The sequence below is a fragment of the Paracoccus sp. (in: a-proteobacteria) genome (genome assembly GCF_039808215.1).
Taxonomy (GTDB): Bacteria; Pseudomonadota; Alphaproteobacteria; order Rhodobacterales; family Rhodobacteraceae; genus Paracoccus.
Map to the genome: position 1 here is coordinate 13,449 of NZ_JBDHSP010000023.1, position 22,749 is coordinate 36,197.

At 69.9% G+C, this 22,749-nt stretch carries 21 protein-coding genes; 13 read left to right on the plus strand and 8 right to left on the minus strand.

Annotated elements, in window-relative coordinates; translation table 11 throughout:
• Positions 1 to 40: 40 nt before the first annotated feature.
• A complete protein-coding gene (locus tag WMK75_RS09700; protein ID WP_347267478.1) occupies positions 41 to 490 on the minus strand; it encodes a nucleoside deaminase in 450 nt (149 codons plus the stop codon).
• Between the two features lie 108 nt (positions 491 to 598).
• Here WMK75_RS09700 and WMK75_RS09705 point away from each other — a divergent pair, with 108 nt between their 5' ends.
• A complete protein-coding gene (locus WMK75_RS09705) occupies positions 599 to 1,852 on the plus strand; it encodes a pseudouridine synthase (protein WP_347267479.1) in 1,254 nt (417 codons plus the stop codon).
• Between the two features lie 50 nt (positions 1,853 to 1,902).
• Here the strand turns inward: WMK75_RS09705 and WMK75_RS09710 are convergent, their stop codons facing one another.
• Both WMK75_RS09710 and WMK75_RS09715 read right to left on the minus strand, forming a co-directional pair.
• On the minus strand, positions 1,903 to 2,079 hold the full coding sequence (locus tag WMK75_RS09710; protein ID WP_347267480.1) for a hemin uptake protein HemP: 177 nt from the start codon (positions 2,077 to 2,079) through the stop codon (positions 1,903 to 1,905).
• Between the two features lie 116 nt (positions 2,080 to 2,195).
• The gene (locus tag WMK75_RS09715) at positions 2,196 to 3,050 is read right to left on the minus strand and encodes a zinc ABC transporter substrate-binding protein (RefSeq protein WP_347267481.1); all 855 of its coding nucleotides are present in this window, start codon (positions 3,048 to 3,050) and stop codon (positions 2,196 to 2,198) included.
• Positions 3,051 to 3,127: 77 nt separating this feature from the next.
• Here WMK75_RS09715 and WMK75_RS09720 point away from each other — a divergent pair, with 77 nt between their 5' ends.
• From WMK75_RS09720 to WMK75_RS09735, 4 genes are all read left to right on the plus strand, one after another.
• Positions 3,128 to 3,628, plus strand: a complete 501-nt coding sequence (locus tag WMK75_RS09720) for a Fur family transcriptional regulator (protein ID WP_347267482.1) — start codon at positions 3,128 to 3,130, stop codon at positions 3,626 to 3,628.
• Positions 3,621 to 4,403, plus strand: coding sequence for a metal ABC transporter ATP-binding protein (locus WMK75_RS09725; protein ID WP_347267483.1), 783 nt, complete (start codon positions 3,621 to 3,623; stop codon positions 4,401 to 4,403). Before WMK75_RS09720 ends, WMK75_RS09725 begins: the two co-directional genes overlap by 8 nt.
• Positions 4,396 to 5,193, plus strand: a complete 798-nt coding sequence (locus WMK75_RS09730; RefSeq protein WP_347267484.1) for a metal ABC transporter permease — start codon at positions 4,396 to 4,398, stop codon at positions 5,191 to 5,193. Before WMK75_RS09725 ends, WMK75_RS09730 begins: the two co-directional genes overlap by 8 nt.
• A 192-nt stretch (positions 5,194 to 5,385) precedes the next feature.
• Positions 5,386 to 5,622, plus strand: a complete 237-nt coding sequence (locus WMK75_RS09735; RefSeq protein WP_347267485.1) for a hypothetical protein — start codon at positions 5,386 to 5,388, stop codon at positions 5,620 to 5,622.
• Between the two features lie 150 nt (positions 5,623 to 5,772).
• Here the strand turns inward: WMK75_RS09735 and WMK75_RS09740 are convergent, their stop codons facing one another.
• The 4 genes from WMK75_RS09740 to WMK75_RS09755 form a co-directional block, all read right to left on the minus strand.
• Positions 5,773 to 6,420 carry a YjbF family lipoprotein gene (locus tag WMK75_RS09740; protein WP_347267486.1) on the minus strand — a complete coding sequence of 216 codons (648 nt, stop codon included), beginning with the start codon at positions 6,418 to 6,420 and terminating at the stop codon, positions 5,773 to 5,775.
• Positions 6,417 to 8,621 carry a YjbH domain-containing protein gene (locus WMK75_RS09745; RefSeq protein ID WP_347267487.1) on the minus strand — a complete coding sequence of 735 codons (2,205 nt, stop codon included), beginning with the start codon at positions 8,619 to 8,621 and terminating at the stop codon, positions 6,417 to 6,419. Before WMK75_RS09745 ends, WMK75_RS09740 begins: the two co-directional genes overlap by 4 nt.
• Positions 8,622 to 8,712: 91 nt before the next feature.
• Positions 8,713 to 9,549: a hypothetical protein gene (locus WMK75_RS09750; RefSeq protein WP_347267488.1), complete on the minus strand. Its 837-nt coding sequence runs from the start codon at positions 9,547 to 9,549 to the stop codon at positions 8,713 to 8,715.
• A 125-nt stretch (positions 9,550 to 9,674) separates the two neighbouring features.
• The gene (locus WMK75_RS09755) at positions 9,675 to 11,057 is read right to left on the minus strand and encodes an L-serine ammonia-lyase (RefSeq protein ID WP_347267489.1); all 1,383 of its coding nucleotides are present in this window, start codon (positions 11,055 to 11,057) and stop codon (positions 9,675 to 9,677) included.
• A gap of 232 nt (positions 11,058 to 11,289) precedes the next feature.
• Between WMK75_RS09755 and dusB the strand changes: the two genes are divergently transcribed.
• From dusB to WMK75_RS09780, 5 genes are all read left to right on the plus strand, one after another.
• Positions 11,290 to 12,297: a tRNA dihydrouridine synthase DusB gene (gene dusB, locus WMK75_RS09760; RefSeq protein ID WP_347267490.1), complete on the plus strand. Its 1,008-nt coding sequence runs from the start codon at positions 11,290 to 11,292 to the stop codon at positions 12,295 to 12,297.
• The gene (locus WMK75_RS09765) at positions 12,294 to 13,427 is read left to right on the plus strand and encodes an ATP-binding protein (protein ID WP_347267491.1); all 1,134 of its coding nucleotides are present in this window, start codon (positions 12,294 to 12,296) and stop codon (positions 13,425 to 13,427) included. Before dusB ends, WMK75_RS09765 begins: the two co-directional genes overlap by 4 nt.
• 9 nt (positions 13,428 to 13,436) lie before the next feature.
• Complete coding sequence (locus WMK75_RS09770; RefSeq protein WP_347267492.1) at positions 13,437 to 14,846, plus strand: sigma-54 dependent transcriptional regulator; 1,410 nt, start codon at positions 13,437 to 13,439, stop codon at positions 14,844 to 14,846.
• Between the two features lie 83 nt (positions 14,847 to 14,929).
• Positions 14,930 to 17,188 (plus strand): PAS domain-containing sensor histidine kinase, encoded by a 2,259-nt coding sequence (locus tag WMK75_RS09775; protein WP_347267493.1) that lies wholly within the window; start codon positions 14,930 to 14,932, stop codon positions 17,186 to 17,188.
• The gene (locus WMK75_RS09780) at positions 17,185 to 18,573 is read left to right on the plus strand and encodes a sigma-54 dependent transcriptional regulator (RefSeq protein WP_347267494.1); all 1,389 of its coding nucleotides are present in this window, start codon (positions 17,185 to 17,187) and stop codon (positions 18,571 to 18,573) included. The genes WMK75_RS09775 and WMK75_RS09780 overlap by 4 nt, the downstream gene beginning before the upstream one ends.
• A 201-nt stretch (positions 18,574 to 18,774) precedes the next feature.
• On the opposite strand, the gene WMK75_RS09785 is transcribed toward WMK75_RS09780, so the two are convergent.
• Positions 18,775 to 20,205 carry a L,D-transpeptidase gene (locus WMK75_RS09785; protein ID WP_347267495.1) on the minus strand — a complete coding sequence of 477 codons (1,431 nt, stop codon included), beginning with the start codon at positions 20,203 to 20,205 and terminating at the stop codon, positions 18,775 to 18,777.
• 188 nt (positions 20,206 to 20,393) lie between these two features.
• Between WMK75_RS09785 and WMK75_RS09790 the strand changes: the two genes are divergently transcribed.
• Genes WMK75_RS09790 through WMK75_RS09800 form a run of 3 tightly spaced genes read left to right on the plus strand, consistent with a single transcriptional unit; the run spans position 20,394 to position 22,749 of the window.
• Positions 20,394 to 21,584 carry an MFS transporter gene (locus WMK75_RS09790; RefSeq protein WP_347267496.1) on the plus strand — a complete coding sequence of 397 codons (1,191 nt, stop codon included), beginning with the start codon at positions 20,394 to 20,396 and terminating at the stop codon, positions 21,582 to 21,584.
• A gap of 56 nt (positions 21,585 to 21,640) precedes the next feature.
• Complete coding sequence (locus WMK75_RS09795; RefSeq protein WP_347267497.1) at positions 21,641 to 22,120, plus strand: ureidoglycolate lyase; 480 nt, start codon at positions 21,641 to 21,643, stop codon at positions 22,118 to 22,120.
• Positions 22,117 to 22,749 (plus strand): ribonuclease HII, encoded by a 633-nt coding sequence (locus tag WMK75_RS09800; RefSeq protein WP_347267498.1) that lies wholly within the window; start codon positions 22,117 to 22,119, stop codon positions 22,747 to 22,749. Before WMK75_RS09795 ends, WMK75_RS09800 begins: the two co-directional genes overlap by 4 nt.

Consider the following 22,749-nt stretch of genomic DNA (forward strand, 5'->3'; position numbering starts at 1 on the left):
TGCTGCAGTGCAGCGCAAGTTTCTTTCGACCTTCGCGGCATCAGCGCCGGTCGCGAAAGAATTCCCTCAGCAGCGCACCCGCCTGCGCCGCGGCGATGCCGTCATGCACCTGCGGCCGGTGGTGGCATTGCGCATGGTCAAAGACGCGCGCACCGTGGCGCACCCCGCCCATGCGCGGATCGTCGGCGCCGTAATAGATCACCGCGATCCTTGCCGCCGAGATCGCCGCGGCGCACATCGGGCAGGGCTCCAGCGTCACCCACAGCCGCGTGCCGGGCAGGCGCTCGGAGCGCATTGCGGCGCAGCCGGCGCGGATGGCCAGGATCTCGGCATGGGCGGTCGGGTCGCTCAGCTCGCGCGTGCGGTTGCCGGCACGCGCCAGCACGGTGCCGTCGGCCGCGACCAGCACCGCGCCCACCGGCACCTCGCCGCGCAGGGCGGCGGCGCGGGCCTCGGCCAGCGCCTCGGGCATATGCGAGGCAAAATCCATGCGCGCTTGTCGCCCGTGCTTGCCTTTCGCGCAAGAACTGCTTTCCATTTCGCGGCAGCAGGCGTAAAAGCCCCGCTTTGCCACCGCAGAGATGCGCAGGAGATCGCCATGACCGACACCCCGGACACCCCCGAATCTGTTCCTGAATCCGGCGGCGAGCGCATCGCCAAGGTGATGGCGCGCGCCGGCGTCGCCAGCCGCCGCGAGGCCGAGCGCATGATCGTCGAGGGCCGTGTCAGCGTGAACGGACAAAAGATCGACAGCCCGGCGCTGGATGTGGGCCCCGCCGACAAGATCCGCGTCGACGGCAAGCCGCTGGATGCGCCGCAGGAAACCCGGCTGTGGCTTTACTACAAGCCGGTCGGGCTGGTGACCTCGGAATCCGATGAAAAGGGTCGCCAGACCGTGTTCGACGCCCTGCCGCGCGACCTGCCGCGGGTGATGTCGGTGGGCCGGCTCGACCTGAACTCGGAAGGGCTTTTGCTGCTGACCAATGACGGCGAGCTGAAGCGCCGGCTGGAACTGCCGACCACCGGCTGGCTGCGCCGCTACCGCGTGCGGGTGAACGGCCAGCCCAATGACCTGACCTTTGCCCCCCTGCGCCGCGGCGTCACCATCGAGGGCGAGGAATTCGCCCCGATGGAGATCGCGCTCGACAGCCAGCAGGGCGCCAATGCCTGGCTGACCGTGGGCATCCGCGAGGGCCGCAACCGCGAGATCCGCCGCGCCATGGCCCATGTCGGGCTGATCGTGAACCGGCTGATCCGCATCGGCTATGGCCCGTTCAAGCTGACCGGGCTTGAGGCGAACGAGGTGCGCGAGGTCAAGCGCAAGGTGCTGCGCGATCAGTTGGGCGGGCTGCTGACCGGCGAGCCCGAGGACAGGCCGCGCAGCTTCCGCGAGCGCGGCGCCGCCGGCGCCGAGAGCGCGCGCAAGCCCTTCGCCCGGCGCGAGGATGGCGAGCGCAAACCCTGGGCCAAGCGTGAGGACGGCGAGCGCAAACCCTGGGCCAAGCGCGAGGACGGCGAGCGCAAACCCTGGGTCAAGCGCGAGGACGGCGAGCGCAAACCATGGGCCAAGCGCGAAGATGGCGACCGCAAACCCTGGGCCAAGCGCGAGGATGGCGAGCGCCAGCCGGGCTCCAGACCCGAATTCAAGAAATCCGGCTTCAAGCGCCCCGAGGGCGAAGGCGGGTTCAAGCCGCGCTCCGAGGGCTTCAAGCCGCGTGGCGAGGGCAAGCCCGGCGGATTCCGTCCCGGCAAGCCCGGGGGCAAGCCGATGGGCAGGTCCGGCCCCGGCAACCCCGGACGTGCCCCCGGCAAGGGACCGCGGCCCACGGGCAAGGGGCCGCGTCGCGGCTAGCTTGCGGCGTCAGCACCGGGGCGCGCGGCAAGCCTGTGCCCCGGCCCGGGTCATTTCGTCAGGATCAGCTTGCCGGCGCGGGTGATGCGCAGGTTGTAGACCTGATCGCCCAGCACGATCAGCGCCTGGTTGCCGCCGGCGGTCAGGGCCTCGGCATTGTATTCGGGGAAACGCTGCAGCGCGATGGCGCCGGAACGGGCGAATTCGGCATGGCTGGTCGCGGTCATGTCCTGGTCCTTGTTGCGGGTCGTGACACGCGCAACCTGACAAATTCCCTTAGGTATGTCAAAGGAAAACGCTCAGGTATGCACACCGCGTTTTCCGGGGTCGCGGCGGGCGGCTTTCAGTCATTCAGGCAATCCGCCAGCGCCTGCCCGAGATTGCGCAGCAATGCGGCGTAAAGCCCGGGGCCGGGGGGCGCCGCAGCCCCTTCGGGGTCCAGATCCGCGCCGCGGCGCAACCCCATGTCCTGGGTCGCGCCATCCAGCAGCCGCGGATCGTGATTCGCCTCGCCGAAGGCGCAGCGCGCCTCTGCGGCGCGAATGCGCGGGCCGATGTCGCGCAGCCGCGCCGCCGAAGGGCTGGCGGCGTCGCCTGCACCGATGGCGATGGCCGGGGCCAGGCCGAAATGGCTGGTGAAATGGCCATAGGCATCGTGCAGCACGACAAAGCCCTTGCCGGCCTGCGGCGCGAGCAGCGCCTGCAACTGCCGGTCGAGATCGGCGATCTCCTGCCCTGCCCGCCGGGCATTGCCGGCATAGGTCTCGGCGTGGTCCGGGTCACGCGCCGCCAGCGCGGCGGCAATGGCCTGCAACCAGGCGCGGCCAATGTCGGGGTCAAGCCAGGCATGCGGATCGTCGCCCGCGACACCGCCCGGCGCCAGATCCTGCAGCGCCAGCGACTGCGCGCCGGGACCAAGGCCCGAGGCGGCGCGCTGTAGCCAGGGCGTCAGCGCCGGGCCGACCCAGACCAGCAGATCGCTGTCCTGCAGGCTGCGCGCCTGGCTGGGGCGCAGCTGGAAATGATGCGGATCGCCGCCCTGCGGCACCAGCACCTCGGGCTGCCCCAGATCGCCCATCACCAGCGCCGCCAGCGAGGCGGTGACCGGGGTATCGGCCAGCACGCGCGGCACCTCGGCCAGGGCGGGGCCGGCCAGCGCTGTCACCATGACGAGGGGCAGAAGAAAGTTCGGGCTCATGTCATCACTCGCTTGCGGGGTTGCGCGATTTATTTATGTTATATCGTAACGCGTCAAGCCAATTGTGATAATATAACATGCCGCAGTTTCCCGACCCTCCCGCCGACCCGTTTCACGACCACGACCACGCCCATTGCGCCAAGGCGGTGCTGCAGCGCGCCGAGGCCCAGGCCCGGCGCGAGGGCGTGCGCCTGACCCCGGTGCGCCGCCGCGCACTCGAGATTCTGCTGGAATCGCATCGTGCCATGGGCGCCTACGAGGTGCTGGAACGGCTGGCGGCGGACGGGTTCGGCAAGCAGCCGCCGGTCGCCTATCGGGCGCTGGATTTCCTTGTCGAACAGGGTCTTGCGCATCGCGTGCGGCGGCTGAACGCCTATGCCGCCTGCCTGTCGCAGCAGCGCGACCATTCCCCCGCCTTCCTGATCTGCCGCGGCTGCGAACAGGTGGCCGAGGCCGATGCGCCAGAGCTGCGCGTGGCGCTGGCGGCGCTGGCCGCCGGCGCCGGCTTTCGCATCGAGCGGCGCACGGTCGAGTTGCTGGGGCTTTGCGCCCGCTGCGCCGGGGCCGCCGATGCCTGACCTGATCCGCGCCAGCGATCTTTCCGTCAGCCATGCCGGGGCCGACCTGCCGGTGCTGCGCCATGTCGATTTCCACATCCGCCCGGCCGAGATCGTCACCGTCGTCGGCCCGAACGGCTCGGGCAAGTCGACGCTGGTCAGGGCGCTTCTGGGCCATGTGTCGCTGGATTCCGGCCGCGTCACCCGGCAGGAGGGGCTGCGCATCGGCTATGTGCCGCAGCGCGTGCATATCGAACGCGCCCTGCCGATGACCGTGCGCCGCTTTCTGTCGCTGCCGCGCCGGGTCCTGGATGCCGAGGCGCGGGCGGTACTGGAGCGCACCGGCGTTCCCGGGCTTGAGGGGCGCCAGATCGCCGCGCTGTCGGGCGGGCAGTTCCAGCGCGTGCTTCTGGCGCGCGCGCTGCTGAACGCGCCGCAGCTTCTGGTGCTGGACGAGCCGACCCAGGGGCTGGATCAGCCCGGCATCGTCGCCTTCTATCAGCTGGTCGAGGAGGTGCGCGCCCAGACCGGCGCCGCGGTGCTGATGGTCAGCCACGACCTGCTGGTGGTGATGCGTGCCTCTGATCGCGTGGTCTGCCTGAATGGCCATGTCTGCTGCGAGGGCACGCCCCAGGCGGTCAGCGCCGCCCCGGCCTATCGCGCCATGTTCGGGGCGCAGTCGCATGGCACGCTGGCGCTGTATCAGCACCATCACGACCATGACCACGACCACGTCGCCGAGCCCCATGTCCACGGCCCCGATTGCGCCCACAACCACCCGAGGCAAGATGCTTGACGATTTCCTGATCCGCGCGGCGCTGGCCGGGCTTGGGCTGGTGCTGGCGACCGGGGCGCTGGGCTCTTTCGTGGTCTGGCGGCGCATGGCCTATTTCGGCGACGCCACCGCCCATGCGGCGATCCTGGGCGTGGCACTGAGCCTGGCTTTCTCGTTGCCGATCTATCTGGGCACGCTGGGCGTCGCGCTGGCGGTGGCGCTGATCGTGGCGCATCTGACCGGGCGCGGGCAGACCGCGGACACCGTGCTGGCGGTGCTGGCGCATGGCGCGCTGGCCTTCGGCCTGGTCGCGGCCAGTTTCGTGCCCAGCCTGCGCGGCGGGCTCGAGGCCTTCCTCTTTGGCGACATCCTGGCGGTCAGCCGCGCGGATCTGGTCTGGATCTGGAGCGGGGCGGCGGCCGTGCTGGCGCTGTTGATCTGGCGCTGGCAGCGGCTGGTCACCGCCTCGGTCAACGAGGAGCTGGCCATGGCGGCGGGAATCGATCCGGCGCGTGAGAGGCTGATCCTGTCGCTGGCTCTGGCGCTGGTGGTGGCGATCGCGATTCGCATTGTCGGCGCGCTGCTGATCTCTGCCATGCTGGTGGTGCCGGCCGCCGCGGCGCGCGGATTCGCCCGAACGCCCGAGCAGATGGCCGGTTCCGCCACCCTGATCGGCGCCGTCGCGGTGCTTGGCGGGCTTTGGGCCAGCCTGCGTCTTGACACGCCGGCAGGACCCTCGATCGTGGCGGCCGCCGTAGTGATTCATGCCGTGATTTTGGGGCTTTACCGCGCCAGGCCGCCCGCGCCGTGACCGAAAATCCGGCGTGATCCCGCCATGTCGCGGGCGGGATCCCGCCAAATCCGGAAGGTGTTGGCTAATATGCAACAGTCGCCCCGGACGCGCGCATTTGCCCGATGAACACCGCTTTCCAAGCCCTTGGGTTTATGCGACTGTCGCTGCGATGTTGCTGGGAACGGCAGCCTTCAAAGTACTGAACGGAGCATGATCATGACCAAAATCGCTACTTTCGCCCTTGCCCTGGGCCTGACCGCTTCGACCGCTCTCGCCGGTGGCTATGTCGCCCCCGTCGTGGAAGTCGAGCCGGTCGTCGTTGAAGAAAACGCCGGTTCGTCGAACTATGGCCTCGTCGTTCCGGCGCTGCTGCTGCTGGGCGTCATCGCTGCCGTTGCTTCGGACAGCGACGACGACGACGACGACAGCACCACCCCGGCCGAGTAATTCGGACCCGCGTGGGACCGACAGGGGCTGGCCTTCGGGCCGGCCCTTTCCTTTTGCGCGCCGGCCATGCGTGATGCGTGCCGGTCGCGGAAACGAAAAGACCCGCATCTGCCGATGCAGGTCTTTTCGTTTCCGGCCGGGCGGCTGCGCTCAGGGGCGCAGTTCCTGGATGGTGACATAGCCCAGCGCCGGGCCGATCCACTGGCGCGAGACGGTGATGCGTCCGCCCTGCACCAGATAGTTGTTCTGGAATTTCGCCCCCAGCCCCTCGCAGCTTTCCAGCATCACGCCGGGTTTCGGGCCGGGGGTGATGGTGCAATCCATCGGCAGCGGCCGCTCCAGCCCGTCGCCGGTCCAGTAGCGCATGACGCGCTGCGCCTGACCGCTGCGCCCGGCGCGGACCAGCGCCGCCGAGCCCGACATCTCGGCCACCGACAGGTCGTGGCCCAGCCCGCGCGTGCCGGCCAGCATGCCGCCGCGCAGGACCAGTGCCTGTTCGTTTGCGGTCATGTAGGTGCGCGCCCCGGCATTCTCGCCGGTCAGGGCCAGGACCTGGGTGCGGCCAAGGTTTTCCAGCCCGACCAGGATCAGCGGGCCCGGGTTCACCCGCAGCGCCTCGGCCGCCATGGCCGAGGGATCGGGCGCGGGGGCCGGCTTGGCATTGCGCTGCGCGACGCCTTGCCGGGCGGCCTGCGCCAGCTTGACATAGATCGAATCGTTCTTGTCGGTGGCATTGCCGCAGGCGCTCAGCCCGATCAGCATTGCGCAGCCCAGCAGGGCCCGTGTCACGCGGTTCATCGCCAGAACCTCCCCCAACCCTGGTAAAGCTGGCCCGAATGGCTGTCGCGGACCTTGTCGTAAAGCCGGCCACTGACCCGCAGCTTGGAGCCGCCATCGCGCGAGAGCGAGCGGATGTCGCCGCCGACGCGCCGCAGCGAGGGCTCGCCCATGCCCCAGCCCAGCGGCACCGAGATGGTCACGCCCTTGTCGAAGGCACCCTCGCCGAAATCCTCGGTGCTCATGTCGGTCTTGGTGAACCAGGCGCCGACCTGCCAGCCATTGGCGAAGCTGCGGCTCAGCGTCAGCGTCGCGCCCTTGTCGCCGGCCAGATACTGGCCGACATCCAGCTGCGCGGTGATGCCGTGGCTGAATTCGTAATAGGCCGAGACATGACCGGTGGTGACTTCGTAATCGCGAAAGCCGAGGGCGTCGCGGAAATCGCGCTTTCTGACGCGGTTCACCTCGGCGCCCAGCGCCAGCGGCGAATTCGCCGGCCACCACAGCACCTCGCCCGAGACGCCGCCATAGGCGCGCTCCAGCAGGCCGACGGTGACGCGGGAGTAGACCGTCTCGGCGGGTTTGGCATACCAGGCGGCGGTCAGGCGCGACACGACCGGGCTGGTATTGCCCGAATACATGCGCCCGTCCGAACGCACGCGCGGCACGCCATTGGCGTTATAGTCGCTGTCCAGCGCCTCGTATTCCTCGGGGGTCATGCCGCCCGGACCTTCCTGTTCCGTTGTGCCCAGCACGCGCTGGCGGACGCTGCCCGACAGGATGAAACCCGGAAGCGGTTCGTATTCGGCGGCCAGTTCGGCGCCGATCTCATAGCGGAAGGGATCGTCCGGGTCGAAGATCGAGGACGAGAAATAGGGCTTCAGCGCCCAGCTCAGCCGCGGAAACAGGCCCGGCGTCAGCACCAGGTTGCCCGGACGCGGATCGGCGCTGGTCAGCACCGCGGCCTCGGCGATCAGCCCGGCCTCGGTATTTTCCAGCCGCTCGACATCCGAGCGTTTCAGCGTCAGCGAGGTGGTGGGCAGCCCCTCTTTCGAGGTGGTGATGACCAGCGTCTCGACCGAGGGCGGCAGCGCCCGGGTCATCAGCCGCGCGGTGCGCCCGATGGCCTCGGCCTGCTGGATGTAGCGGGTGTTGCGGATGCGGACCTCGGCGCGGTTCGCGTCCAGCGCCATGCTTTCCAGCACCTGGCCTTCCTTGGCCAGCGCGTCGCCCAGCGCCTTCTGGATCGCCGGCTGCGCCGTCGGATCGGCGGACCAGGCACCGGACCAGCCCTCGGGATCGGCGCCGGGCGAGACGCGCGGACGCACCGGCGCCGGCGCCTTCTGCAGGCCCGAGGGGTAGGGGGCCTGGCGCGGGTTCATCGCCACGCTCATCTGCACGCCGAACTGCTTGCCGCCCAGCACATAGCCGCCCAGCTGATAATTCTGGCCGATGCGATAGGCAAAGCCCAGGTTCAGCCGGTTCTTCAACTCGTCCTTGTCGCTGATCCAGGCACCGCGGGCACAGCCGTCGCCGCCGCCGGTCTCGCAGGCATAGTCGTCGCCGGAATATTCCGCCGTCAGGTAAAGCCTGTCGGTCGCAGCCCAGGTGGCGCTGACGAAGGGCGCGAAATCGCCGCGGAACCACTGGTCCACATTGGGGGTGCCGCCTTCCTCTTCGTCGGGGTCGGGGCGGGTGCCGATGCTGCCGATGCTGCCGGCGCTGGCCAGGCGGCCCCAGCCGAGGCCGGCCGAGACGCGCAGTCGCGGCGTGATTGTCTTGGTCGCCACCAGATATTCGGCGCTGTAGATGCCGGTGCCCATGAAGTCCTGCAACCCGACGGCCAGCGCCGGGCGCCAGCCCTCGGGGTCCTCGTCCAGGAACTGATAGCGCAGATCGAAGCTGCGATCCCAGATGTAGCCGCGCGATTCCGAATGGCTGTCGATGCGGGAATAGCGCAGCGCCAGGGTCAGCCGCGGCAGGGCCTGGAACGTCAGCGTGTTGCGCCGGGCCAGGTCGGAATAGGACAGCGTGGCGCCCAAGGTGGCGTCGGGCAGCATCTCGGCGGTGGGCGTGTCGATGGCGCCGGGCAGGCCATAGGCGTTCAGCGTGTCGCCGATCATGGGGTCGGTACGGGCCGGGCTGCTTCCCGGTCCCAGAAGCAACGCCACCGGCACGGCCGAGGCCATGAGGCGGCGAAGAAGCGTCGAATGGGCGCGCATGGGCGGTCCTCTCAGGTCATGGTCGCCGCGCGCCGGGCGGCGGACGGGGGCGGGACGCCGGGCCTGCTGGCACCGGCGCCCCGCATCGGGGTCAGTTGCCTGCGGCGGGCGGCACCGGCAGGATCAGCGCCGGGGCGGGCACGCCCCCGGTCGCGGCGGGTTTGTCTTCGGCGGGCTTTTCTGTGGCGGGTTTTTCGGCGGCGGGCGCCTCGGCGGGTGCCGGTGCCTCGGGTGCCGGGGTCGCCGGCGCTGCCGCCGGGGCCTCGGGCGCCGGGGTCGCCGCCGGGGCGACGACAGCTGGGGGCTCGGCGGCAGGCTTGGCCGGTTCGGCGGCGGCGGGCAGGGTCTCGGCGGCTTTCGGCACCGCGGGTTTGGCGGCGGGCGCGGCGGGCTTGGCAGCCGCCTTGGGCTTCGGCCCGGCGCTCGAGGCCCTGGCCTGCGCCTTGGGCATGACATCGGTGGCCGCGGCGCAGCCGGTCAGGCGCTGGCTGCCGACGCGCAGCGTGGCGGTGAAGGGCCACTTGCCGCCATTGGTCTCGCAGGCTTCTGCGCGGATGTTCAGGGCAAAGACCTGGCCGTTCATATTGCCGATGAACTCGGTGCCGCGGGCATAGCTCATGCGGCGCACGGCGACGCCCAGCGACTTCTGGCCGGGGCGTTCATAGACGGCGGTCTTGTCGGCGGCGGTGGCGGTCCAGCCGGGGCCCGCGGCCTTGAACATGGCGGTGGCGGTGGTGCTGGCCTCGGCGGTGGCGACGGCGCGGCCGGCAGCGCCGGTCTCGATCGGCTGCTCAAGCGGCGAGACCGTGGGCGGGCCGGAATGGCCCGGGGCCTCGGCGGCGCGTTCCTGCTGCTGGAAGGGCAGGTTGCCGCAGGCGGCAAGGGCAACAGTCATCGAGAGAACGGCGAATGCCGAACGGATTTTCATCTGCTCTGTCCCGGTTCCTTGGGTTTTGCTTGTGCCACTTGGCTACAGGAAGGCCCGGGCTTGGGCAAGCGCCGACAGGCCGCGGCGGCGACGGCGGCCGGGCATGCGCGGATCCTTGCAACAGTTCAGCAGTTCGGCACGTTCACCGCCAGCCCGCCCAGCGAGGTTTCCTTGTATTTGTCGCTCATGTCGCGGCCGGTCTGGCGCATGGTCTCGATGGCGGCGTCCAGCGGCACGAAATGCTGGCCGTCGCCGCGCAGCGCCAGGCTGGCGGCCGAGACCGCCTTGATCGCGCCCAGCCCGTTCCTTTCGATGCAGGGCACCTGCACCAGACCGCGCACCGGATCGCAGGTCATGCCCAGGTGATGCTCGAGCGCGATCTCGGCGGCGTTCTCGACCTGTTCGGGTGTGCCGCCCAGCACCGCGCAAAGCCCCGCCGCCGCCATGGCGCTGGCCGAGCCGACCTCGGCCTGGCAGCCTGCCTCGGCGCCCGAGATCGAGGCATTGTGCTTGACCAGCCCGCCGATTGCCGCCGCGGTCAGCATGAACTCGTCGACCCGGCTTTCCGAGGCGCCGGGCACATGTTCAAGCCAGTAGCGGATCACCGCCGGCACCGTGCCGGCGGCGCCATTCGTCGGCGCGGTCACGACCTGGCCGCCGGCGGCGTTTTCCTCGTTCACCGCCATGGCATACATCGACATCCAGTCGTTGATCACATGCGGCGCGTTCTGGTTCATGCCGGCCTCGGCCAGCAGTTTCTCGTGCAGGCCGGCGGCGCGGCGGCGGATCGACAGCCCGCCGGGCAGCGTGCCGCCGGTTGCCATGCCGCGGTCCATGCAGTCGCGCATCACCTGCCAGATACGGTGGATGCCGGCGCTGATCTCGGCGTCGGTGCGGAAGATGCGCTCGTTCTCGCGCTTCATCTCGGCGATGGACTTGCCCGACCTGCCGGCCATCTCCAGCATCTCGGCGGCCTTGGCAAAGGGGAAGGGCACCTTGGGCGAGGCGTCCGAGCGCGTCTCGTCGCCGCGCGCCTCGAGCTCGGCCGCGGTCATCACGAAACCGCCGCCGATCGAATAATAGATCTCGCGAAAGATCACATCGCCCTGCGCGTCGGTGGCCATCAGCACCATGCCATTGGCATGGCCGGGCAGCGGCTGCTTGAAGTCGAAGATCAGGTCCTTGTCGGGATCGAAGTGCAGATCGCCCAGGCCCGGCGGCGACAGAAGCTTCGTCTCGCGGTTCAGCGCCAGCGCCGCCTCGGCGGCTTCGATGGCCATGGTCTCGGGCAGAAAGCCCGCGAGGCCCAGGATGGTGGCGCGGTCGGTCGCATGGCCCTTGCCGGTAAAGGCCAGGCTGCCGTGCAGGCTGGCGCGCAGCCCCTGCGCCCGGAAGGGCTGACCTGCCAGCGAGGCCAGGAACCGGCCACCCGCCACCATCGGCCCCATCGTATGCGAGGACGACGGGCCGACCCCGATCTTGAAGATGTCGAAGACCGATAGAAACATGGTGCCGCTCCTCTTGTCGCCTGCGGGCCAGTCTAGCCCCGGCGGCGCCGGCAGGCCAGAGCAGGAGCGACATGGCGCATGCCCGCTTGCGACATTTGACGCCCCGGGGTTTGCACGTTATTTGGGCAGGCCGCACGGATTTGCGGCAGACACCCCCCGCCGCGGCGCCGAAGCCGGCCCGGACTGCGGCAACCCCCTTTGCATCCCGCCGCCGCGGCTTACGAGTTTTTCCATGACCCTGTCCGAACCGATCACCCTTGGCGCCCTGCGGCTGGGACCTCCGGTCTTCCTGGCGCCCATGGCCGGCATCACCGACCTGCCGTTCCGCCGCGCGGTCGCCCGCCACGGCGGCGCCGGGCTGATGGTCAGCGAGATGGTCGCCTCGAGCGAGATGGTGACGCCGCGGCCCTCGACCCGCGCCGGGGTGCGCGCCAAGGCGCTGACCGAGGGCGCGGCGCCCGTCTCGGTGCAGATCGCCGGTCGCGAGGCGGGAGCCATGGCCGAGACCGCGCGCATCGTCGCCGGCATGGGGGCGCGGATCATCGACATCAACATGGGCTGCCCGGCGCGCAAGGTGACTGGGGGGCTCTCGGGCGCGGCGCTGATGCGCGATCTGGACCACGCGCTGGCGCTGGTCGCGGCGGTGGTCGCGGCGGTGCCGGACCTGCCGGTGACGCTGAAGATGCGGCTGGGCTGGGACGAGACCTGCCTGAACGCGCCGGACCTGGCCGCCCGGGCCGCGGCGGCGGGGGTGCGCATGCTGACCGTGCATGGCCGCACCCGGGCGCAGTTCTATTCCGGCCGCGCCGACTGGCGGGCGATCCGCGCCGTGGCAAGGCTGCCCGGCAGGCCGCCGCTGGTCGCCAATGGCGATGTGGTGGACGCGGCCTCGGCGCGGGCGGCGCTGGCGCAATCGGGCGCGGATGCGGTCATGGTCGGGCGCGGGGCGCAGGGCGCGCCCTGGCGGCTGGCCCAGATCGCGCATGCACTCTGGGGCACGCCGGCACCGCAGGTGCCACGCGGCGGCGCGCTGGCCGATGCCGTGGCCGAGCATTACCACGACATCCTGTCGCTTTACGGGCGCGAGCTGGGCCTGCGCGTGGCGCGCAAGCATCTGGGCTGGTATGCCGAGGCGAATGGCGCCGCGAACCGGACTGAACTGCTGCGCGCCGCCACGCCCGAGGCGGCGCTGGCGGCGATCCGCGCCGGCTTTGACGCTGCCGAGGCGGTGCCTGGATGAAGGCGCGCGCCGAAACCCCTGCCGCCGAAACCCCTGCGGATGCCCAGGGTCCGAACTGGTCGGCGCTGCCACTGCCGGCGCTGCTGCTTGACGCCCAGGGCCGGATCGTGGCGATGAACGACCAGGCCGAGGCGTTCCTGAACGTATCATGCCGCTCGTCGCTGGGCCTGGCGCTTGAGGGCCCCGAGCTGCGCAAGCGGCTGCGCATCGTGCCGACCCTGGCCTCGATTCTGGAACACATGCGCGGCGGCCATGACGGGCTGAACCGCGACCGCGTGCGCTTCGAGATCGGCGACCGCCTGGGCGGGCATTCGGACCGGCTGGGCACCCTGCATGCCGCCCCCGCCGCCAGCCCCGAGGGTGGCACCATCCTGCTGATCGCCCCGCATGCGCTGCCGGCGCGGCTGGGGCCGGGACAGGCGGCGCGGCAGGCGGCGCGCTCGGCTATCGGCATGGCCGAGATGCTGGCGCATGAGATCAAGAACCCGCTGGCCGGCATCCGCGGCGCGGCGCAGCTGATCGGCATGAACCTTGCCGCCGAGGACCGCGACCTGGCCGAGATGATCGTGGCGGAATCGCGCCGCATCGTGGCGCTGCTGGAGCAGGTCGAGCGTTTTGGCGACACCTCGCCGCCGGCGCTGGCCGCGGTGAACCTGCATGACGTGCTGGAGCGCGTGCGGCGCATGGCGCAGCTGGGCTTTGGCAAGGGGCTGCGCATCCTGCCCGAATACGACCCCTCGCTGCCGCCGGCGCTGGCCGATGCCGACCAGATGGTGCAGGTCTGCCTGAACCTGGTCAGGAATGCCGCCGAGGCGATCGGCCGCGACGGGTCTGAGGCCGGCACCATCCGCCTGCGCACGCTTTACGACGGCACGCTGCGCCTGGCGCCGGGCCGGGATGCGCCGCAGGGCCGCTGCCTGCCGCTGCAGATCGAGATCGAGGACGACGGCCCCGGAATCCCCGATTCCATCGCCGAGCAGGTCTTCGAGCCCTTCGTCTCGGGGCGCGAGAACGGCACCGGGCTGGGGCTGGCGCTGGTGTCGAAGATCGTTGCCGATCACGGCGCCTGGATTGCCCTCGACTCGCGGCCCGGCCGCACCGTTTTCCGCATCTCATTGCCCAAGGCCTGAGGTTTTTGCATGGATGGCACCGTTCTGATCGCCGATGACGACCGCACCATCCGCACGGTGCTGACCGAGGCGCTGGGCCGCGCCGGCTGCCGGGTGCATGCCACCGGCTCGCTGGCGCAGCTGCTGCGCTGGGTCGAGGAGGGGCGCGGCGATCTGGTCATCACTGACGTGATGATGCCCGACGGCAATGGCATCGACATGATCCCGGCCATCTCCCGGGCGCGGCCGGGCCTGCCGGTGATCGTGATCTCGGCCCAGAACACCATTGTCACCGCGATCCGCGCCACCGAGGCGGCGGCCTTCGACTATCTGCCCAAGCCCTTCGACCTGCCCGACCTGCTGGCGCGCGCCGGGCAGGCGCTGGCGCGGCGCCAGCGCCGCCAGGAACCCGCCGCCCCCGGGCCGGCGCCGGTCGCCGCCGATCCCTCGCTGCCGCTGATCGGCCATGCGCCGGCGATGCAGACCCTGTTTCGCATGGTGGCGCGGGTGCTGAAGGCCGATCTGCCGGTGCTGATCGCCGGCGAGGCCGGGGTGGGCAAGAGCGTGGTCGCGCGGTCCTTCCACGACCTCTCCGACCGGCGCGAGGCGCAGCTGGTGGTGCTGACCGCCGCCGACCAGCGCGACGAGGCCATGCATGCCGCCGCCGCCCGCGCCCGCGGTGGCACGCTGCTGATCGAGGATCTGGCCGGTTTCGACGCCGGCGCGCAGGCACGGCTGGTCGGCATGATCGAGGCCGCCGAATCGGGCGCCCGCCGCGATGCCGTGCCGCGGCTGGTCGCCACCTCGGGCCCCGATCCGCAGGCCGATGTCGCCGCCGGTCGGCTGCGCGCCGATCTTTACTATCGCCTGGCCGGGGTGACGATCGCCGTGCCGCCGCTGCGCGCGCGGCTTGACGACATCCCGGTGTTGGCCCGCCACCTGCTGGCGCGCGCCCGCAGCCAGGGCCTGCCGCAGCGCGACCTGGCCCCGGGGGCCGAGGCGCGGCTGCGCGCGCATGTCTTTCCGGGCAATGTGCGCGAACTGGAGAACCTCATGCGCCGCCTGGCGCTGACCGCCGCCGGGCCCGAGATCACCGAGGCCGAGTTGCGCGCGGCGCTACCCGAACCCGCGGCCGCCGCCCCGCCGCGCGCGGCCGCGCTGGCGGCTGCCGCGCCCGAGCCTGCCGCCATGCGCCTGGGGCAATCGGTGGAAATGCATCTGCAGCGCTATTTCGACCTGCATGGCGACGACCTGCCGCCGCCGGGCCTTTACGACCGCATCCTGCACGAGATCGAGCGGCCGCTGCTGCAGATCGCGCTGGACGCCACCGGCGGCAACCAGATGCGCTGCGCCGAACTTCTGGGCATAAATCGCAATACCTTGCGCAAGAAGCTGACCGACCTGAACATCGATGTGGCCAGGCGTCGCAAATTGATGTAAAATGGCCACAGATGGCCCTGCATCAGTCGCTGAACGGCCACAGAACGGCCGCGATACAGCGGCGAGACGCGAGGACGGGCAAGGTGGCGGGAACGCTGTCGACAGGCACATGGGATCGCTTGGCGCGTGGCTGGCGGCTGCGGCGCTATCGCAATGCGGCAACGCTGGGTCTGGTGCTGCTGGGGCCGCTGCTGGCGGTGCTGACCTTTGCGGTCATCGGTCCCCTGGCCGGGGCCGGCACGGGCGGGTCGGCTCTGCGCCTGGTGCTGCTGGCCGACCTGCTTTACCTGATCGTGCTGACCGGGCTGGTGGCGGCGCGCATGGCGCGCATCGTCGCGGCGCGGCGCAAGTCGGCGGCGGGTTCGCGGCTGCACATGCGGCTGGTGGGGATATTCGCCACCATCGCGCTGGTGCCGACGGTGCTGGTGGCGCTGTTTGCCGGGCTGACGGTGAACATCGGCCTCGAGGGCTGGTTTTCGAACCAGGTGCAGCAGGTGGTCTCGACCTCGCTGGCCGCGGCCGAGGCCTATCAGGAGGAACACCGCCGCGACCTGACCAATGACGCCAAGCTGCTGGCCGGGGCGCTGACCCAGGCGGCGCGGCAGAACCCGATGCTGGACGACGGCGAATTGCGGCTGCTGCTGGGCCAGGGCCAGGCGCAGATCCAGCGCGGGCTGCGCGAGGCCTATGTCATCGACGGCCGCGGCACCATCCGCGCCCGCGGCGAGCGCAGCTATCAGTTCTGGTATGAACAGCCGACGCCGGCGCAGTTCGACCAGGCGGCAAGCACCGGGCTGGTGCTGATCGAGGACTGGCAGAACAACGAATTCCGTGCCCTGGTGCCGCTGAAGCCGCTGGCCGACCGCTATCTTTACGTCACCCGCGACGTGGACGGCAGCCTGCTGGGGCTGCTGGACGACACCCGCCAGACGGTGGGCGAATACCAGCGGCTGGAACAGGAACGCGGCCGGGTGCTCTTGGAATTCTCGCTGCTGTATCTGGGCTTTGCGCTTTTGCTGGTGGCGGCGGCGATGTGGCTGGGCCTGTGGTTCGCCGAACGGCTGTCGCGGCCGATCGGACGGCTGGCCGAGGCCTCGGAACAGGTGGGCAAGGGCAATCTGGACCTGCAGATTCCCGCGGCCGACACCGGAGACGAGATCCAGACCCTGGGCGAAAGCTTCAACCGCATGACGCGGCAGCTCAAGCAGCAGCGCGCCGAACTGGTCGAGATCTATCGCGCCGCCGACGACCAGCGCCGGCTGTTCGATTCCGTGCTGTCCTCGGTCACCGCCGGCGTGATCGGACTCGATGCGGCGGGCGAGATCGACTTCCTGAACCGCTCGGCGACGCGGCTTCTGGGCCTGGATCCGGCGACCGCGCATGACCGGTTGCTCTCCGAGGCGGTGCCGGAATTCGCACCGCTGTTCGAACGCCTGGCGCAATCGGTCAACGAATCGGTGCAGGACGAGGTGCGCCTGTCGCGCGAGGGCCGCGTCGAAAGCCTGCTGGTGCGCATGGCGATCCGGCGCGGCGCCGCCGGCGGCCTCGAGGGCTATGTGGTGGCACTGGACGATGTGACCGACCTGGTCTCGGCGCAGCGCATGGCCGCCTGGGGCGACGTGGCCCGCCGCGTCGCGCATGAGATCAAGAACCCGCTGACCCCGATCCAGCTTTCCGCCGAACGGCTGCGGCGCAAATTCGGCCCGATCGCCGGCACTGAACGCGAGGCGCTGGAACAATATACCGAGGTCATCATCCGCCAGACCAATGACCTGCGCCGCATCGTGGACGAATTCTCTCGCTTTGCCCGCATGCCCGAACCCGACCGCAAGGAAACCGACATCGCGAAGCTGCTGCGCGAGACCGAGCTGATGCAGCGCGACGCGCTGCAAGGCGCGCTGGTCTCGGAGATTCCCGATCAGCCGGTGATCGTCGATGCCGATGCCGGCATGATGGGGCAGGTGTTCACCAACCTGCTGAAGAACGCCGGCGAGGCCATCGACGAGCTGCGCGCCGACCCGCCCGAGGCCTGGGTGCCGCGGGTCGCGCTGGTGCTGACGGTGGCCCCCGATGCCGTCACCATCCGCATCACCGACAATGGCCCCGGCCTGCCCGCCGACCGCACGCGGCTGTTTGAACCCTATGTCACCATGAAGCCCGGCGGCACCGGGCTGGGACTGCCGATCGTCAAGAAGATCGTCGAGGAACATGGCGGCAGCCTGGTCCTGACCGACGCCCCCGAAGGCCGGGGCGCCATGGCCGAGATCCGTCTGCCGCGCGAACGCCAGCCGGTGCGCCTCTCGGCGCGCCGCCTCAAACACGAGCAGGAAACCACGAAATGAGCGATATTCTGATTGTCGATGACGAACGCGACATCCGCGAACTGATTGCCGACATCCTGCGCGACGAAGGCTTCGGCACCCGTCTTGCCGCCAATTCCGACCAGGCGGTGGCGGAACTGAACGCCGCCGAACCCGCGCTGATGATCCTCGACATCTGGCTCAAGGACAGCAAGATGGACGGGATCGACATCCTCAAGCAGGTCAAGCGCAACAACCCCGACGTGCCGGTGGTGATCATCTCGGGGCATGGCAATATCGAGATCGCGGTGGCGGCGATCCGGCAGGGCGCCTATGACTTCATCGAGAAACCCTTCAACATCGACCAGCTTCTGGTGGTGATCCGCCGCGCCATGGAGACCTCGCGGCTGCGGCGCGAGAACTCGACGCTGAAGCGCGCCGATGCGAAAGCGGGCGAGATGCTGGGCAATTCCGCGCCCTTCCGGCGCCTGCGCGAACAGCTGGACAAGGTAACGAAATCAAACGGCCGCGTCATGCTGACCGGCGAGCCGGGCGCCGGCAAGGAAACCGCGGCGCGCTACATCCACGCGCAAAGCCCGCGCGCGCGGGCGCCCTTCGTCACCGTCTCCTGCGCCACGATCGAGCCCGACCACATGGAGGAGGTGCTTTTCGGCCGCGAGACCTCTGAGCGCGGCATCGAGCCGGGCCTGCTGGAACAGGCGCATGGCGGGGTGATCTATTTTGACGAGGTGGCGGACATGCCACTCGGCACCCAGCCCAAGATCCTGCGCGTGCTGACCGAACAGCAGTTCCAGCGTTCGGGCGGCACCGACAAGGTGCGGGTGGACCTGCGGGTGATCTCTTCGACCAACCGCGACCTTGCGGCGGAAATCGCCGCCGGCCGTTTCCGCCAGGAGCTTTACGACCGGCTGAACGTGGTGCCGGTCGCCGTGCCCTCGCTGGCCGAGCGGCGCGATGACATCCCGCTGCTGGCCGAGCATTTCATCGACCAGTTGCACACAGCCCAGGGGCTGGCGCTGCGCGCCCTGCCCGAGGAGACCAGCGCCGCGCTGCAGGCCATGGGCTGGCCGGGCAATATCAGGCAGTTGCGCAACGTGATCGAGCGCGTGCTGATCCTGGGCGACGGCACCGGCCCGATCCTGCCGTCCGAGCTCGAGCCGCAGAACGGCGGCGGCACGAATGGTGAGGCCCTGGCGCTGGGGCCGCAGATCACCTGCCTCGCGCTGCGCGAGGCGCGCGAACTGTTCGAGCGCGAATACCTGCTGGCCCAGATCAACCGCTTTGGCGGCAATATCAGCCGCACGGCGCAATTCGTCGGCATGGAGCGTTCGGCGCTGCATCGCAAGCTGAAATCCCTGGGCGTCGTCGGCGGCATGCGCGTCGAGGAAGAGGTCATGGGCAAGTGACCGCCCCCGCCGGGCCGGGTCCGGTGCCGGCGGATGGGCGGCAGGCTCACTCCGGTCTATCCGCCGGCATCCGGGGCGGCCTGCATCCTTCTGTTGCCCCAATTCTCCTGCGGCTGCGCGGCCATGGCCGATCTCCGCGCGCGGCACAGGCGCTCAGGACAGCAGGCGCTCAGGACAGCAGGCGCTCAGGACAGCAGGCGCTCAGGGCAGCAGGCGCCGGGGCGGCTGCGCGGGCCTTGCCTGCGACATGGGCGCGGCTTGTGCCGGCCCCTGGGCCAGCGCCGAGGGCATGGCCTGCGTCCCGGCGGCGAGGGCTGCGGCCGGGGCCGCTGCCGGAACCACGGTGACACCCGCGCCCGCCATGGCGCTGCTCAGCGTGGCCGCCAGCGGATCGGGCGCCGCCGCTGGCACCTGTTGCGCCACCTCCGGCACCGGCTGCGCCGGTTGCGCCATGTCGGAACTCTCCGGTGCGGGCAGGCGCTCGGCCCTCGGCCGCGGGCGGGTGGCGGCGATCCTGACCGGTGCCGCCGTGGTCGCCGTCGCCGCGGGGTCTGTGCCGGTCACGTCGGCAATGCTGGTGCCCGCGGGCAGGAACTCGACCGTGGTGACCCTGGGCTTGACCATATGCGCCAGTTCCAGCGCATCCCAGTTGGTCAGCCGGACGCAGCCATGCGACTGGTTGACGAACAGCCGCGACGGCGTGGCGGTGCCGTGGATGCCATAGGTCGGCTCGCTGAGGTCGATCCAGACATTGCCCACCGGCCCGTTCGGCCCCGGCGGGATGATCAGCACGCTGTCGTTCTCGCCTTGCTTGAAATTGCGCTGCGGGTTGTAGGTGTAGGTCGGGTTCACCGCCACGGCATCGACGACATGATTGCCATGCGGCGAGGGCGTGTCCGAGGAGCCGACGGTGGCCGGGTAATCCGCCACCAGCCGGCCCTTGGCGTCATAGGCCGCGACGCGGCGCGTGTCCTTGTCGATGATGATGCGGGTGACGCTGGCGCGGATCGGCTTGGCCGGGGTGGTCACGGCAATGGTGGTGCCGGGCAGGAACTGCTTGCCGGCGTTCAGCTTGGCGAGGAATTTCTCGTCCATGTGAAAGCGCTCGGCGAGGCTTTCCAGCACGCTGGTGAAGCCCTGCGAGCTCATGCCGGCCTTCTCGCCGTAATCGGCCGGGATCCTGTCCACCAGCCCGGCGGCATCCGCCTCGGTGATCGTGTATTCCATGGTCAGCGGCAGGGCGGCAAAGCCGTGCAGCAGATCCCAGATCACATGGTCCATGCGCCCGGTCATCGGCAGGCCCGCGCGGCGCTGAAAGGCCTTGATCGCGCTTTCGCTCATGCCGCCGCGCCAGCCGTCCACCACCCCGGGCGAGATGCCCGAGCGGTCGAGCAGGATCTGCACCTTGGCGGTCAGCGCGGACTGGCCGGGCGGCAGGTCGCCGCCGTCATAGCTGGCGGCCTCGATCTCGGCCGCGGTGATCGCGGCCAGGGCCTTGCTGGCCGAGGCGTTCGAGGTCTGGGCGCTTGCCGTGGCGGCGCCGGTCTGGGCCGCGGCCGGCGCCAGCGCCGTCGCGGCAAGCGTCAGCGCAAGGCAGAAGATCCGGCCGCTGCCGGGGCGGTTGGGGGTCATGCTCGGGTTCGCTCTGTTTGCCTGTGGTCTTGTCGTTTTGCCTGCAACTGTGCCGAAATCCGGGGCGCAAGGCAAGCGGATGCGGCAACCGTCGCGCGATTGCGGTCCGGCCGTCGCGGCGGGTGCCCCGCGGTTGACATTCGCGCGGTCGGGCAGGACAAACCGGGGACGCCACGAGAGGTGACTTCATGCCGGCAGCTTCGACCTTCCGCGGCCCGGATGCCGCGGTGACCGCATGGGCGGTGCTGATCGCGATCAGCCTGTGCCACATGGTCAACGACATCATGCAATCCATGCTGGCGGCGATCTATCCGCTGCTGCGCGAGGAGTTCTCGCTGTCCTTCTGGCAGATCGGGATGATGACCTTCGCCTTTCAGGTGACGGCCTCGCTGCTGCAGCCGCTGGTGGGCATGGTCACCGACCGCCATCCGATGCCGCGTTCGCTGGCGGTCGGCATGGGCTCGACGGTGGTCGGGGTGCTGCTTCTGGGGCTGGCGCATGAATACTGGGTGCTGCTGGCGGGGGCGATGCTGATCGGCGTCGGCTCGGCGGTGTTTCATCCCGAAAGCTCGCGCGTGGCGCGCATCGCCTCGGGCGGGCGTTTCGGCACCGCGCAATCGCTGTTCCAGCTGGGCGGGAATTTCGGCCAGGCCATGGGGCCGCTGCTGGCGGCCTTTGTGGTGGTGCCGCTGGGGCGGCCTTCGGTGGCGCTGTTCGCCATCGCCGCCATGCTGGGCTCGGCGGCGCTGTGGCGCATCGGCAGCTGGGCCGAGGGCCGCAGGAAGAGCGTGGCTGCGCGCCATGCCGGGGCGCTGCCCCTGTCGCGCCGGCGCATCGGTGCGGCGATCGTCGTGCTGGCGGCGCTGACCTTCAGCAAGCATGTCTACATTTCCAGCATCATGAGCTTTTACACCTTCTTCCTGATCGAGCGCTTCGGACTTGGGACCCAGGGCGCGCAGGTCATGCTGTTCCTGTTCATGGGCGGCATGGCCGCGGGGGTGATGCTGGGCGGGCTGGTGGGCGACCGCGTCGGCACGCTGAAGGTGATCTGGTTCTCGATCCTGGGCGTGCTGCCCTTTACCCTGGCGCTGCCGCATGTGGGCCTGGCCGCGACCGGGGTTCTGACGGTGCTGATCGGGCTGATCCTGGCCTCGGCATTTCCGGCGATCATCGTCTTTGCGCAGGAACTGGTGCCGGGCCGCACCGGCATGATCGCCGGCATCTTCTTTGGCCTGGCCTTCGGAATGGGTGGCATAGCTGCTGCGGTTCTGGGGGTAATCGCGGATGCGAAAGGCATCGAATTCGTCTACCAGATCTGTTCTTATCTGCCGCTGATGGGGCTTTTGACCATCTTCCTGCCGCGGCTGCCGCGGTTCTGAGCAACAGGCCGGGGACACTGCCCCGGACCTCGGGTATTTGGGAAACGGAACAAGACATGACCAGCATCAAGACGAGGCCGATCACCGCCGAGGCATTCGCTCCATTCGGCGAATTGCTGACCCCGCGCGCCACGCCCAGCAAGATGATCAATGCCGGGCGCTGCGAAAGGCATCACGCGCTGGCCACGGTCGAGCGCGGCGAGGGCGAGGCGATCATCTCGATCTTCCGCTCCGAGCCGGTGAGCCTGCCCTATGACTGCACATTGCTCGAGCGTCACCCGCTGGGCAGCCAGGCATTCGTGCCGCTGGGGTCCGACCCATGGCTGTCGATCGTGGCGCCGGACGAGGGCGGCAGGCCCGGGACGCCGATCGCCTTTCTGGTGCCTGCCGGCATGGGGGTGAACCTGCGCGCCGGGGTCTGGCACGGGGTGCTGACGCCGCTGGACCGCGCCGCGGATTTCCTGGTTGTCGACCGCGAGGGCGCGGGCGTGAACCTGGAAGAGGTCACCATCGCCCGGGTGACCGTCGAGGCATGAGTCCGCCCGACTATGCGCTGGAGGAGGCAGCACTTCGCCAGGGGGCGCGGCTGGTCGCCGGTGTCGACGAGGTCGGCCGCGGCCCCCTGGCCGGGCCGGTGACGGCGGCGGCGGTGATCCTCGATGCCGCATGCATCCCCGAGGGGCTGGACGATTCCAAGAAACTGACGGCGAGGCGGCGCGAGGCCCTGGCCCAGCAGATCATGGCCTGCTGCGACTGGTCGGTGGCCCATGCCAGCGTCGCAGAGATTGACGCGCTGAACATCCTGCGCGCCTCGCATCTGGCCATGTGCCGGGCGATCGCCGGGCTGCGCCGGCGCCCCTCGCTGGTGCTGGTCGACGGCAATATGCTGCCCCGGGGGCTGGATCTGCCCGGACAGGCGGTGGTCAAGGGCGATGCGCGGTCGCTGTCGATCGCCGCGGCCTCGGTTCTGGCCAAGGTGATGCGCGACCGCATCATGGTGGATTTGGCGCAACAGCACCCCGGCTATGGCTGGGAGGGCAATGCCGGATACCCGACGCCGGCGCACCGGCAGGCGCTGCTAGATCTGGGGATAACCCCACATCATAGGCGCAGCTTCGCGCCGATCCACAACATCTTGTGTAAAGATCAAACCGCAAGACCTTGA